Origin of the sequence: Streptantibioticus parmotrematis (genome assembly GCF_019890615.1) — a bacterium.
In the GTDB taxonomy this organism is placed as follows: Bacteria; Actinomycetota; Actinomycetes; order Streptomycetales; family Streptomycetaceae; genus Streptantibioticus_D; species Streptantibioticus_D parmotrematis.
In genome coordinates this window covers 290,924-304,474 of the sequence record NZ_JAINVZ010000006.1, presented here as the reverse complement: position 1 = coordinate 304,474, position 13,551 = coordinate 290,924, and the positions used below count along the sequence as shown (strand labels likewise).

Sequence of the window (13,551 nt, the reverse complement as noted above, 5' to 3'; positions counted from 1 at the left end):
CATTTCCGATCCGATTTACCGCCGGGGTTTTACCGACCTCACCGGCACACACGTTTCCGTGCGGCTCGTCGAGGCGGTTGCGACAACGTACTGGAGGGGGCGGACGCGAGGCAAATCGCGTGCCGGGGCGGGGGCTCGCCAGGGGGCACCGCGAGCAAGTGGTCTAAACCGGTGCCGGATGACTTACGCTGCTCTAGCGGGTATCGCCGTCCGGATCGGAGCGGGTCGGCGCCCGGTGAACTCCCCCTCTAGGAGGCTTCCCATGACGTCTGTGACGACCCCTCTGGCCGGTCGTGCCATCGGGCTCGCCGCCGTGCCCGACCCGGTGTTCTCGGGTGCGATGGTGGGACCCGGTACCGCCATCGATCCGGTCCGGGAGCCGTCTACGGCCGTGTCGCCGGTGGACGGGATCGTCGTCTCCCTGCACCCGCACGCTTTCGTGGTGGTGGACGCGGAGGGACACGGTGTCCTGACCCACCTGGGCATCGACACCGTTCAGCTGGCCGGCGAGGGCTTCGAGCTGCTGGTGGCCAAGGGCGACACGGTGCGCCGCGGTCAGCCGGTCGTGCGGTGGAACCCCGCGGCCGTGGAAGAGGCCGGCAAGTCGCCGGTGTGCCCGGTGGTGGCGCTCGAGGCGACCGCCGACGCGCTCGGCGCGGTGGTGGAGGACGGCGACGTCAAGCCCGGTGACCAGCTCTTCAGCTGGAGCTGACGCGCGCGGTGACGCGCTCACGGTGAGGACAGACGCGGCGGATGCCGCCGCACCGAGCGGAGACGGTGAGATGGAGACAACGCTGCGAGGCGTCGGCGTGAGCCACGGTGTGGCGATCGGCGAGGTACGGCACATGGGCACCGCGGTCCTGGAACCGCCGGCCAAGCAGATCCCGAAGGACGAGGCGTCCCGCGAGCAGGGGCGGGCACGTCAGGCGGTCGAGGCGGTGGCCGCCGACCTGGTCGCCCGGGGGAACCTGGCCGGCGGCGAGGCGCAGGCGGTGCTCGAGGCGCAGGCGCTCATGGCGCAGGACCCGGAGCTGCTGGCGGACGTCGAGCGCCGGATCGCGGTGGGCAGCACGGCCGAGCGGGCGGTGTACGACGCCTTCGCCTCGTACCGGGCGCTGCTGGCCGGGGCCGGGGAGTACCTGGCGGGGCGGGTCGCGGACCTGGACGACGTGCGCAACCGCATCGTGGCCCGGCTGCTGGGCGTGCCGATGCCGGGTGTGCCTGACAGCGACGAGCCGTACGTGCTGATCGCCCGGGACCTGGCGCCCGCGGACACCGCGTTGCTCGACCCGTCGCTGGTGCTGGGGTTCGTCACCGAGGAGGGCGGCCCGACCAGCCACAGCGCGATCCTCGCCCGGGCGATGGGGGTGCCCGCCGTGGTCGCGCTGCCGGGCGCGGTCGAACTGGCCGAGGGCGTCGTCGTCGCGGTGGACGGCAGCACCGGGGAGGTCTTTGTCGACCCGGACGCCGACAAGCGTGAGGCACTGGAGCGGGACGCGGCCGAGCGCAGGGCCGCGCTGGCTGCGGCGTCGGGTCCCGGTGCCACGTCGGACGGTCACAAGGTGCCGCTGCTGGCGAACGTGGGCGGTCCCGCGGACGTGCCGGCCGCGCTGGAGGCCGGTGCCGAGGGCGTGGGCCTGTTCCGCACCGAGTTCCTCTTCCTGGACGACAGCCGTAACGCGCCGTCGCAGGAGAAGCAGGTCGCGGCCTATCGCGCGGTGCTGGAGGCGTTCCCCGAGGGGCGGGTCGTGGTGCGCGTGCTGGACGCGGGCGCCGACAAGCCGCTGGACTTCCTGACGCCCGCGGACGAGCCGAACCCCGCGCTGGGCGTGCGGGGTCTGCGCAGCCTGCTGGACCACCCGGACGTGCTGCGGTCGCAGCTGCGGGCGCTGGCCACGGCCGCCGAGGGGCTACCGGTCTATCTGGAGGTCATGGCCCCGATGGTGGCCGACCGGACCGACGCGAAGGCGTTCGCCGACGCGTGCCGGGAGGCGGGTCTGCACGCGAAGTTCGGCGCCATGGTGGAGATCCCGTCGGCTGCCCTGCGGGCGCGGTCGATCCTCCAGGAGGTCGAGTTCCTGTCCCTGGGCACCAATGACCTGGCGCAGTACACCTTCGCGGCGGATCGTCAGGTCGGCGCGGTGTCGCGGTTGCAGGACCCGTGGCAGCCTGCGCTGCTCGACCTGGTGGCGTCCTCCGCGGAGGCGGCGCGGGCCGAGGGCAAGAGCTGTGGTGTGTGCGGTGAGGCGGCCTCCGATCCGTTGCTGGCGTGTGTGCTGACGGGCCTCGGTGTGACGAGCCTGTCGATGGGCGCGGCGTCCATTCCGTACGTGCGCGCGACGTTGGCGAAGTACACGCTGGCGCAGTGCGAGCGGGCGGCAGCCGCCGCCCGGGCGACCGACACGGCCGACGAGGCGCGGCGTGCGGCGCAGGCGGTGCTGTCGGGCGAGTAGCCGGGCGCGCGCGTCAAGGCTTGTGGAAGGGCGTTCCGTCGGTGCGGCGGGGCGCCCTTCCGCATGCGTTCACCGTGCGGGGTCGGTTGCCCGGGCCCCGGCGGGGTTACTCCTCGGGCGGTGGGATGAACGTACCGGCGTGGTAGCTCACCCCCGGTTCCGGTGGCACCGGCTCTCCGGTTTCCGCGTCGGTGCAGTAGGCGTTGAAGACCTGGGCCTCGGTGAGGGGGCGCAGCCAGCCGTCGCGCAGGGTCCAGCCTCTGACCCGGTCGGGTGCGTCGGGTGTGCCGCGTCCGGTGCGCAGGACCAGGCCGCCGGGACTGCCGGTGGTCAGTCCGGCGGCGAGCAGGGTGCACAGCACCATCGCGTCGGCCTCGGCCAGGTGCACGGTGCCGTCGTCGTCGCAGTCGGCGTGGAGCACGGCGACGAGCGGGACGCCGTCCAGCGGGACGCTGCACACCATGTGGTGCGTGCCTGCGCCGACGGATTCCAGCAGGTGGGTCAGTGCGAGGGAGGCGCGGTCGAAGGCGGGGCCGGGGTCGCCGTGGGCGGCGAGTGCCTCGGTGGCGCGTTCCCAGGTGGCGTGGCGGTCGGCGGCGGTGGCGAGTTCGGCGGCGAGGCGTTCGACGGGCTGGCCCCGGTAGGCGACGGTGGCCCGGCCGGCCGCGACTTCGGCGACGTAGCGGGTGCGGGAGGCGGGGGCGTCGGGGTCCTGTTCGGTGGCGGCGCAGTAGTCCGCGTACTCGCGGGGTTCGAAGAGGGCGACGGCGACGTGGGTGCCGCCCGCGGCGAGGGAGCGCAGCACGTGCTGGGTCTGGCGCAGGTAGTCGCCGTGGTCGTCGAAGGCGAACGTGGTGTAGGCGCGCATCGCCGCGAAGCGGTCCGGGTCGGCCAGCAGGCCGAGGGTGCTGGGGATCTCGCGGCGCAGGGCGCGCCGGGCGGTGGCGTCGCGGCCCCTGCGGTCCGGTGGGCGCCGCCGCGGCCGGGACCGGCGCTGCCCCGTGGGGTCCGAGGTGTGGTGTGTCATGGCTTCCCCCTGAGTGCGTGAGTGCGTGAGTGCGTGCGTGAGCACGTGACTGCCCGCGTCCACGGCTCGTCGCCGTGGACGGCAGGGCCGAGGCGCCTCACGCGAGGGCGTGAGGCCCCTTCGACCACTGCTCACTCACCGTAACCGTCACCACTGACAACGTGACCGCCCGTCGGCGCCGGGCCCCGTCACGCGCTCGGCACCGGGCTCCCGTCGCGCGGCCCCGGTCGCCGCTAGCCCTCCGTGCCGCTCCCCCGCAGGGTGCGCCGCGTCGCCAGCTCCTCGTAGAACCGCAGCAGTCCGATGTCGTCCACCGAGCCGGGGTTGACGGCCTTGTCCAGCGGGGTGCCCTGGAGCAGGCGCTTGACGGGGACCTCGATGCGCTTGCCGGTGAGGGTGTGCGGGACGCCGGGGACCTCGATGATCTCGTCGGGGACGTGCCGGGGCGACAGCTCGGCCTTGATGGCGGCCTTGACCTTGTCGCGCAGCGCGTCGTCGAGCGTGGCGTCGTCGGCGAGGCGGACGAACAGCGGCATCCAGTAGCCGCCGTCGGGCTGTTCGACGCCGATGACCAGGGATTCGCGGATTTCCGGGAGCCGTTCGACGACCTCGTAGATGTCGGCGGAGCCCATCCGGACGCCCTGCCGGTTGAGGGTGGAATCGGAGCGGCCGTGGATGATCACGGTGCCGCGTGAGGTGAGGGTGATCCAGTCGCCGTGCCGCCAGACGCCGGGGAACATCTCGAAGTAGCTCTCGCGGTAGCGCACGCCGTCGGGGTCGTTCCAGAAGCGGATCGGCATGGAGGGCAGGGGCGCGGTGACGACGAGTTCGCCGACCTCGTCGACGACCGGCTTGCCGCCCGCGTCCCACGCCTGGAGGTCGGTGCCGAGGCAGGGGCCCTGCAGCTCGCCGATGTACACGGGCAGGGTGGGGATGCCTCCGGCGAAGCAGCTGCACACGTCGGTGCCGCCGCTGACGGAGGCGAGCCAGAGATCTGCCTTGACGTGGTCGTGGACCCAGCGGAAGCCGTCCGGCGGCAGCGGGGAGCCGGTGGTGGCGACGCAGCGCACGGCGGACAGGTCGTGGTCGCGACCGGGTTCGACGCCGGCCTTGCGGCAGGCCATCACGTACGCGGCGGAGGTGCCGAAGACGGTGGTGCCGGTGCGTTCGGCGACGCTCCACTGGGCGCCGGTGTCGGGAAAGCCGGGGCTGCCGTCGTACAGGACGATCGTGGTGCCGCCGAGCAGACCGGCGACGAGGAAGTTCCACATCATCCAGCCGGTGGAGGTGTACCAGAAGAAGCGGTCCTCGGGGCCGAGGTCGAGGTGGAGGCTGACCTGCTTGAGGTGTTCGACGAGGATGCCGCCCTGGGACTGCACGATGGCCTTGGGCAGTCCGGTGGTGCCGGAGGAGTACAGCACCCACAGCGGGTGGTCGAACGGCACCTGCTCGTACGAGGGTTCGGCATCACCGGACACCAGTTCGTCCCAGTCCAGGGTGCCGTCGGGTGCGGCGGTGCCGAGCAGCGGGATGTGGACGACCGAGCGGACGGTGGGCAGTTCGCGGCGCAGTTCGGCGACGACGTCCGAGCGGTGGTGCTCCTTGCCGCCGTAGCGGTAGCCGTCGACGGCGAAGAGCACGACGGGTTCGACCTGCTGGAAGCGGTCGAGGACGCCGCGGGCGCCGAAGTCCGGGGCGCAGGAGGTCCACACGCCGCCGACCGCGGCGGTGGCCAGCAGCGCGACGACGGCCTGCGGGACGTTGGGCACGTAAGCGCTGACGCGGTCGCCGGGGGTGACGCCGAGTTCGCGCAGGTGGGCGGCGAGGGAGGCGACCTGACGGCGGAGTTCGCGCCAGCTGGTCTCGTGGATCTCGTGGCGTTCGTCGAGGGAGAGCAGGGCGGGGCCGTCGGCGCGGGCCGGGTCGTCGGCGGTGCGCAGGGCGTGTTCGGCGTAGTTGAGGGTGGCGCCGGGGAACCACTGGGCGCCGGGCATGGAGGCGTCGGCGAGGACGCGTTCGTACGGGGTGGAGAAGCGCACGCCGGTCCACTCGGTGACCGCGGTCCAGAACGCCTCGGGCTCGCGGACCGACCAGGAGTGCAGCGACCGGTAGGAGGCGAGCGGGTCGGCGGGGTCGCCGGCCGGGGCTGCGTGGGCGTCGGCCGCCCAGGTCTGGAAGCGGGTGAGCTGAGTGCGGGCGATGCGGTCCGGGTCCGGGCTCCACAGGGGCTGCGGGGCCTGGCTGGACGGCGGTGCGCTGCTCATACGACGACTCCCGGGGTGACGCTGCGTGACGCATGGTGTGCGTTGGGCCACGCTCGGGCGGAATGTCCTCGGGCGCGGATGGGCAGGACGATGCCACGTGATCGTCCGCAGCGCCAGGGCTGCCCGGCCCGGTGGCGCGGGTCGTGCCGGGCGGCGCGGGTGAACAGCGGCTGAACGCGCGGCGGGCCGTGCGGTACCGGTGGAAGGGTGGGCGGCATGGATACGCGGGACCTGGCGCGTCAGATGCGGTTCGTGGGGTCGGCGGGCGGCTGGCGGGCGCTGTGGGCGGGGTGGCGGCGGTACCGGACGGACGGGCGGGACCTGCCGCGGCGCGGTGCCGAGCGGGCGCGGGTGCCCGGGGTGGCGCTGGGGGCCGAGCCCGCGCCGGGTGGTGGGGTGGTGCGGTTCGCGCGGTCGGCGTTGCGGATCCGGGTGGCGATGGGCGGTGCGGTGTTCTGTGGGTGGGACGGCGCGGAGCCCGAGCCGTCGTACGCGCTGGCGGGCGGTTGTCCTGAGGCGGACGAGCGGGCGGTGCTGGAGCCGGACCTCAAGACGGACGGCTGGCGGGTGGTGTCGGAGCGGATCACGGTGGTGGTCTCGCGGCACGGCGGGGTGGAGTTCCGCACGCCGGGCGGGGTGTTGCTGCGGGCGGAGTCGCCGCCGCGCTGGTGGGACGCGCCGCCGGGCCCGGCCCGCTGGGTGCAGCGGTCGCGCACGCCGGCCGACGCGGAGGTCTTCGGTCTGGGCGGGCGGGCCGCCGGGCCCCGGCTGCCGCAGGGTGCGTACCGGCTGTGGAACACCGATCCGGGTGGCGCGTTCGGGCCGGGCGACGATCCGCTGTACGTGACGATGCCGGTGCAGTTGGTGGTGGCGGACGCCGGGTGCCATCTGGTCTTCCACGACAACACCTGGGACGGCCGGGTCACGTTGTCCGCGGGCGTGGAGGGCGCGGGCTCCGGGCACGACCGGCCGGGCGGGTGCGAAGTGCGGTTCGAGGGCGGGCCGTTGCGCTACTGGGTGATGACGGGCCCGCCGGGGCGGGTGCTGCGGACCTGGACGGCGCTGACCGGGCGGCCCGCGCTGCCACCGCGCTGGGCGCTGGGGTACCAGCACGCCCGGTGGGGTTTCGGCAGCGAACGGGAGGTGCGCAGGGTCGTCGCGGGCTACCGGGAGCGCGGGTTGCCGCTGTCCGCGGTGCACCTGGACATCGACCACCTCGAAGGCCATCGGGTGTTCACGGTGGACGAGCGGGCCTTCCCCGATCTGCCGGGTCTGGCAAGGGAGTTGGGCGAGCACGGCACACGGCTGGTGTCGATCGTCGATCCGGCGGTGAAGGCGGAGCCGGGGCTCGCCGCGTACGACAGCGGCACGGCGGCGGACGCGTTCGTGCGGGACGCGCGGGGGCGGGTGGTGCGGGGGGTGGTGTGGCCGGGTGAGGCGGTCTTCCCGGACTTCACCGATCCCCGGGTGCGCCGGTGGTGGGGCGGGTGGTACGCGGAGCGGCTCGAGCGCGGCTTCGCCGGGGTGTGGCACGACATGAACGAGCCGACGTCGTTCGCGGCGTTCGGTGATCCGTCGCTTCCGAGGTCGGCGCGGCATGCCATGGAGGGGCGCGGTGGCGACCACCGCGAGGCGCACAACGTCTACGGGCTGGCGATGGCCCGCGCCGGGTTCGAGGCATTGCGCGAACTGCGGCCCGAGCAGCGGCCGTTCCTGTTCTCGCGTGCGGGCTGGGCGGGGATGCAGCGGTACGGCGGTACGTGGTCGGGTGACGTCGCGACCGGCTGGCCGGGGCTGCGGGCATCGCTGTCGCTGGTGCTGGGGCTCGGGTTGTGCGGAGTGCCGTACTCGGGGCCGGACGTGGGCGGCTTCAGCGCGCTGCCGTCGCCGGAACTGTACGTACGGTGGCTCCAGTTGGCGGCGTACCTGCCGTTCTTCCGCACGCATTCGGCGATCGGAGCGGGGCCGCGGGAGCCGTGGGAGTTCGGGGAGCGGGCGCTGGAGTGCGCGCGGGCGGCGCTGGCCGAGCGGGAGAGGCTGCGGCCGTACCTCTACACGCTGGCGCACGTCGCACACCGCACCGGCGCGCCCTATGCGCGGCCGCTGTGGTGGCACGATCCCCGGGACCGGGCGTTGCGCGGGGTGGGTGACGCGTTCCTGCTCGGGGACGCGCTGCTGGTGGCGCCGGTGCTGGAGCAGGGGGCGACCCGGCGGGCGGTGCGGCTGCCGCGTGGGCGCTGGTACGACACGGTGACGGGCGTCGCGTACGAGGGGCCCGGGCAGGTGCTGCTGGACGCGCCGTTGGAGCGGATCGTGGTGCTGGCGCGCGCGGGGGCGGTGCTGCCGGTGGCGGGCGCGGACAGCGCGGTGGAGCTGGAGGTGTGGGCGCCCGCCGTGGGGCGGACCGGTGGCGGGGTGCTGATCGACGACGCGGGCGACGGCTGGCAGGAACCGGTGACGGCGCGGTTCGCGACGCGGTGGCACGACGGCGCGGTGGTCGTGGAACGGGAGGGCGAGCAGGAGGTGGGATTCCCGGTGCGGGTGCGCGGCGTGGAGTCGTAGGGGTGCTCAGCGTGTCGCGAACCAGTGGGCGGTGGCGCGGGTGTGCAGGGGGAAGCCCAACTCGGCCGGTTCGGTGAGGAGTTGCCAGCCTTCGGTCTCGTTCGTGGGCCGCGACGGAGGCAGGGTGGCGATGGCGCGGGGCGGAAGCAGGCCGAAGACGAGGAGGCGGCCGGTGAGGTCGGTCATCACGTCGGCGAGCCGCACCCGTTCCGCGTCCGCGACCACTCGGGTCTCCTCCCGCATTTCGCGGACCACCGCCTGCTGCCAGGTCTCCCCCACCTCCATGAACCCGCCGGGCAGCGCGAGGGTGCCGTAGGCGGGTTCGATGGTGCGGCGGATGACGAGCAGGCCCGTGGTGTCGCCGTCGGTCACCGGCTGGAGGGCGACGGCGACGGGCAGCGGGTTGCGGTACGTGGTGGCGGCGCAGGACGGACAGGTTCTGGGCCAGGCCGCGTCGGGCGGGAAGGCGGTGCCGCAGGAGGAGCAGTGGGCGTCCTTCACGGTGCGCCCGCCGTGAGCGTCACCGGGTGTGTCGGACGGGGCGTTGTGGGACATCCTCGGGACTGTAGCGGACGCGTGGGCCCGTCCTGCGGCGGACGCGTGCGCTTGGATTGCGGCGGACGCGCGTGGTCGGTCTGTGGCGGACGCGTGCGCTTGGCGGAGGCGGTCGGGCCGTGCGACTCCAGGACGACGGGTGCGCCGAGCGCTTCGCTCACGGCCGCCGTCCACGCCCGCGGGTCGGGCCCCGGGGTGTCCCACACCGCGGGGCGGGCGCGCAGCAGGCGCCGGGTGAGGTCTTCCTGACGGTGCAGGTCGCCGGGGTGGGCCGGGGGCAGGTGGTCGACGACGGCGCCGTCGATCGCGTAGGCGCGGGCGATGCGCAGGCCCGGGTGGCGGGCGGGGGCGTCGAGGTGGGTGACGGCGAGGCCGTCCACGCCACCGCAGGCGGCGACGGCGTAGGCGTGGGCGACGGCGTCGAAGTGGCCGGTGCGGAAGGCGCCTTGCCAGCGGCCGTGGCCGTTGTGCGGCTCGGGCAGCGCGGCGGACAGGCCGGCGTCCTCGGTGACGAGGGGGCCGGGGCCGTGCCGGGTGGTGTGGGTGCGCACGACGCCGAGACGTGTGGCGGACGCCGGGGCGCCCGCTTCGGCGAGGAGCGTCTCGGCGTTGGCGAAGGTGGTCGTGGACCACGTGGTGTAGGGGTGGAAGCCGTGCCATTCGTCGAGCAGGACGCCCTGGGCGCCTTCGAGGACGACCGGTCCCTCGCGCAGCATGCCGGGCAGCCACGTGTCGTCCACGAGGTCCACGGTGCGGGCGAAGGCGGCGAACGCTGCGGCGCAGGTCTCGACCGGGGGTGCGTCCAGAGGGCCGAGTTCGTCGGTCAACCGGTCGCGCAGCAGCGTGAGTTGACGCAGCAACCGGGGCCGGGAGGCGCAGTCGCCCGCGGTCGGCGCGTCGGCGGGGTGGGCGAGGGCGTAGGCGGCGGTCTCGCCGATGCCCATGCCGCACGAGCCGTGGCGTTCGGCGCCCCGGGCCCGTTCGCGCTGCCTGCCCGCGGCGGCGTGGTACGGGGTGGTGATCAGGGCCGCGCGGTCCACGGTGAGCAGGGTGTACGGGTCGGGCACGCCGAGGGCGGTGAGGTGGTCGGCCTCGGTGGTCAGCGCCAGCGGGTCGACCAGGACGAAGCGCGACAGGTGGGTGGGAACGCCGTTGAGGGTGCCGGAGCCGAACTGCGCGAAGGTGTGGTGGCGGCCGCCGTCGGTGACGACGTTGTGCGCGGCCTGGGCGCCGCCGTTGAAGCGGACCACCGCGCGGACCGGCCTCGCGCCCTCGGCCGGGGCGGTCAGCCGGTCCACGACGGTGCCCTTGCCGGCGTCGCCGAAGCCGAGGTCGACCACGATGGTGTGGTCCGCGGCGAGGTCGTTCACAGCCGGGTCGTCCCGCCCGCCGCGGTCCCGGCGGCCGGGTCGACCAGGGGCGCTCCGCCGCGTGCGACGGTGCCGCGGTCGCGGTGCAGCGGGGCGAGGGCGCGGCCCACGGCCGGGGCGGCCGACGAGCCGACGTCGGTGAGGTCGTCGAGTCCTGCCCGCAGATCGATGGCTTCTTCGCCCAGGCCGACGGTGAGCGCGATGGTCTCGCAGACGGCGTCGAGGTCGTCGAGTTCGATGACGTTCTGGCCGAGCAGCTTGCGCCAGGTGTCGAGCACCCTGGCGTCGCCCGCGTAGGAGGACCCGGCGGGCAGGATGTAGTAGACGTCGAAGGTGCGCTGGAGTTCGGCGACGATACGCGGGAGCGGGATGTCCTCGCGCAGGTCGTCGCCGATGACCTCACGTACCTCGCGTGCCTTGACCTTGCCGTAGGGCAGTTCGTCGCCGATGAGGAAGAGATAGCCGCGACGGCCGCGCTTGGCGTGGCAGTCGATCGCGGTGTGGCGGGCCATGGTGTACAGGGCGAGTTCGTACGACTCGCTCATCTGCCCGCCGCCACCGCCCTCCAGCAGGATGTTGCCGAGGTCGTCGTCCATGCGGTTGTCGGACTCGAACTGGCCGAGCTGGAGCGGGACCCGGTCGCAGGTGGCGTCGCCGACCGCGCCGAAGAGGATCTGCGGGTGCTCGGCGTAGCCCTTGCGCAGCAACAGGCCGAAGAGTTCCGGCAGTTTGGTCTGGAGGACCTGCGGCACCTGGCGCATCGAACCGGTCACGTCGAACAGCACGGCGATGGCGAGCGAGGCGGGGTGCTCGGCCGAGTCGCGGCTCTCGCGGACGGTCAGGCCGTTCGGGTCGAGCGACGGGTGCGCGGCCCAACTGGCGCGCGACGAGGACGTGGTGACGCGATCGCTGTAGGCGAAGGCGCCGGTGCCGGAGGCGCTGCGGTAGCGCTCGGCGGCGTCGTAGACATCGGTGGACCAGCGTCCGCTGCCCATGGTGTTCCCCCTTGAAGTCGGTGATCGGCAGGCGTTCGTGTGTGGCTGCCGTAGGTGTGTGGTGTTGTACCTGTGTGGTTTTGTACGCGTGTGGTTTTGTACGTGTCCGCTCAGGCGGCCGGCAGGTGGAAGGGCCGGAAGACGCGCGGGCCGTAGAGGCGGTCGAGCAGGTCGTCGAGTTCGGCGAGCAGGCGCCACGCGTCGTGCGGGCGGCGGGCCTCGGCGGGCAGCAGGCAGCCGCGCAGAAACGCGCGCATCGGGCGCGGTGCCAGGTCGCGCATCAGGCGGGCGACGCAGGTCGAGGCGAGGTGGAGGTCGGTGGCGGGCGTGGCCGGGCGGCGGCCGGGGACCTCCGGCGGATACAGGTCGCGGTGGCGGGAGACCAGCGCGGGCACGGTCTCGCCGACGGCGGTCGCGTAGCACCAGTCGACCAGCACGAGCCCGTGCCGCTCGGGATGGATCAGGACGTGTTCGGGCAGGACGGCGCCGTGCACCAGGCCCGCGCGGTGTGCCCATCCCAGTGCCACCAGCAGGCGCCGCCACATCCACGCGGCGTCCCGGGGGTCGACGCCGCCGGGGTACGCGGCCTCGACCTCGGCCAGCGTGCGGAATCCGGTGAGCGGCCGCAGGACGTTGACGCGGCGTTCGGTGCCGCCCTCGTCGCGGTGCCGGAAGGACTCGACGAGGGTGGGCGCGTAGGCGCGGTGGCGTGGGTCCGCGGTGGTGGCCAGCGTCGTCAGGGCGCGGGCCTCGCGGTGTGTCAGGTCGTTGTCGGCCGGGTCGAGCGGGATCTTCAGCAGTACCTCGCACGACGTGCCCTCGTCGTCGTACGTGGCGTGGCGCAGCGTCGTCAGGTCGCCGGTGGTGAACGTCGCGCCGAGGGTGTAGCCGTGGCGGCCGGTCGTGAGCACCGGGCGGTGTCGTCGCCGTGCCGCGGTCAGCCGGGCGAAGGCGGCGGTGGCCTCGCCGTGGCGGCCGGGCGGCGCGGCGTCGGGGTGCAACGCGCGGGCCAGGCAACGGAATTCACGGTCGGACGCGGGTTCGCCGGCGCCGAGTGCGGCCAGGGCGGCCAGCGCCTCGTCGAACGCGAGGGTGGACGCGGTGGTGAACGCGGTGGTCATCGCACGTCGTCCTCACGTTCCGGCCGCAGCAGCGCGGGGTGCAGCAGGCGGGCGTCGCCGGCGCGGTAGAGGCGGGCGCGCGGGCCGCCGCGGGCGCCGGGGCGGGAGGCGGTGCCGCCGGTCGACTCCACGAAGCCGGGGACCGACAGCACCTTGCGGTGGAAGTTCCCGGCGTGCAGCGAGCGGCCCCAGACCGCCTCGTAGACGCCGCGCAGTTGGCCGACGGTGAACTCCTCGCCGAGGAACGCGGTGGCCAGCGGGGTGTACTCGATCTTGGCGCGGGCGCGGTCGAGGCCGTCGGCGAGGATCGTGGCGTGGTCGAAGGCGAGGGCGTCGTCCTCGGAGCCGGGCGCGTTCGCGTCCGGGTCGGTGGTCACCGGGGACGGGCGGACGGGACCACCCCCGTGGGCCCCGTTCCTCCCGTCCCCGGCGTGCGGACGCGGTCGTGCCGCGTCCGGGTCGAAGCGCTCCACCGGCACCCACGCGGCGCCCGCCGCGTCTCCGCCCGCCGTGGCGTCCGGCAGATCGGGCGCGAAGGCGAGGTAGGCGACCGAGACCACGTGCATGCGCGGGTCGCGGTCGGGGTGGCCGTAGGAGCCGAGTTGTTCGAGGTGGACCCGGTCCAGTCCGCCCGCGTCGCGCAGGCCGGTCTCCTCGGCGAGTTCCCGGGCCGCCGCCTCGGCGAGCGACTCGCGCCCCGCCTGGACGAACCCGCCGGGCAGCGCCCAGCGCCCCTCGAAGGGCTGACCTCCGCGTCGCACCAGCAGTACGTGCAGGACTTCTTGACGGAGCGTCAGGACGACGATGTCCACGGTCACCGCGATCGGGTCGAAGGCGCGGGGATCGTAGGCGGCCAGGAACTCCGCCTCGGTGTGCCCGGCATGCCGTCCGTCCATGGCGTTCCGCCCCCTTCGCGCGCTGTCGGTGACCACCGGTCGAGCGCTCGCCGCGAGTTCTTCTCACTTTGAGTCTTTCTCGGTTCGAGAACAACATAACGGCGCAGTGGGGCACCGCGCAAGGCGGAAGGGGGTACGCGGAGTACGCGAAGTACGCGTGACGACGTCCGGGCAAGCGCCCGCGACGGAAAAGGAGTCGGCCGGGCAGGCGTCCGTGGGAGAGGTCGTTCCGGCTTGGCCCTCAGAGCGAAAGCCGTAAGGGCACGGCGCCGTGACGGCGACCGTGCGTCAGACATAGGAGCCGCGTG

10 protein-coding genes are annotated in these 13,551 nt (G+C 74.0%); 3 read left to right on the top strand and 7 right to left on the bottom strand.

Annotation, left to right across the window (positions count from 1 at the left end; translation table 11 throughout):
- The first annotated feature begins 262 nt into the window (after positions 1-262).
- Entirely contained in the window at positions 263-712 is a 450-nt protein-coding gene (locus K7472_RS12605; protein ID WP_222977177.1) for a PTS sugar transporter subunit IIA, read from the top strand.
- Positions 713-782: 70 nt separating this feature from the next.
- Positions 783-2,453 carry a phosphoenolpyruvate--protein phosphotransferase gene (ptsP, locus tag K7472_RS12600; RefSeq protein WP_222977175.1) on the top strand — a complete coding sequence of 557 codons (1,671 nt, stop codon included), beginning with the start codon at positions 783-785 and terminating at the stop codon, positions 2,451-2,453.
- A gap of 106 nt (positions 2,454-2,559) precedes the next feature.
- Here the strand turns inward: ptsP and K7472_RS12595 are convergent, their stop codons facing one another.
- Together K7472_RS12595 and K7472_RS12590 are read right to left on the bottom strand one after the other, a co-directional pair.
- Entirely contained in the window at positions 2,560-3,480 is a 921-nt protein-coding gene (locus K7472_RS12595; protein WP_252395476.1) for a DUF8829 domain-containing protein, read from the bottom strand.
- Positions 3,481-3,713: 233 nt separating this feature from the next.
- Positions 3,714-5,744, bottom strand: a complete 2,031-nt coding sequence (locus tag K7472_RS12590; RefSeq protein WP_222977173.1) for an acetoacetate--CoA ligase — start codon at positions 5,742-5,744, stop codon at positions 3,714-3,716.
- 216 nt (positions 5,745-5,960) lie between these two features.
- On the opposite strand from K7472_RS12590, the gene K7472_RS12585 reads away from it, so the two are divergent.
- Entirely contained in the window at positions 5,961-8,306 is a 2,346-nt protein-coding gene (locus K7472_RS12585) for a glycoside hydrolase family 31 protein (protein WP_222977171.1), read from the top strand.
- Positions 8,307-8,312: 6 nt separating this feature from the next.
- Here K7472_RS12585 and K7472_RS12580 read toward each other — a convergent pair whose 3' ends face one another.
- From K7472_RS12580 to K7472_RS12560, 5 genes are all read right to left on the bottom strand, one after another.
- Positions 8,313-8,861 (bottom strand): NUDIX domain-containing protein, encoded by a 549-nt coding sequence (locus K7472_RS12580; RefSeq protein ID WP_222977169.1) that lies wholly within the window; start codon positions 8,859-8,861, stop codon positions 8,313-8,315.
- Positions 8,804-10,231, bottom strand: coding sequence for an adenylosuccinate synthetase (locus tag K7472_RS12575; RefSeq protein WP_222977168.1), 1,428 nt, complete (start codon positions 10,229-10,231; stop codon positions 8,804-8,806). Before K7472_RS12575 ends, K7472_RS12580 begins: the two co-directional genes overlap by 58 nt.
- Positions 10,228-11,226, bottom strand: a complete 999-nt coding sequence (locus K7472_RS12570) for a hypothetical protein (RefSeq protein ID WP_252395475.1) — start codon at positions 11,224-11,226, stop codon at positions 10,228-10,230. Before K7472_RS12570 ends, K7472_RS12575 begins: the two co-directional genes overlap by 4 nt.
- A gap of 110 nt (positions 11,227-11,336) precedes the next feature.
- Positions 11,337-12,347, bottom strand: coding sequence for a protein kinase family protein (locus K7472_RS12565; protein ID WP_222977167.1), 1,011 nt, complete (start codon positions 12,345-12,347; stop codon positions 11,337-11,339).
- Complete coding sequence (locus K7472_RS12560; protein WP_222977165.1) at positions 12,344-13,243, bottom strand: NUDIX hydrolase; 900 nt, start codon at positions 13,241-13,243, stop codon at positions 12,344-12,346. Before K7472_RS12560 ends, K7472_RS12565 begins: the two co-directional genes overlap by 4 nt.
- Between the last annotated feature and the right edge of the window lie 308 nt (positions 13,244-13,551).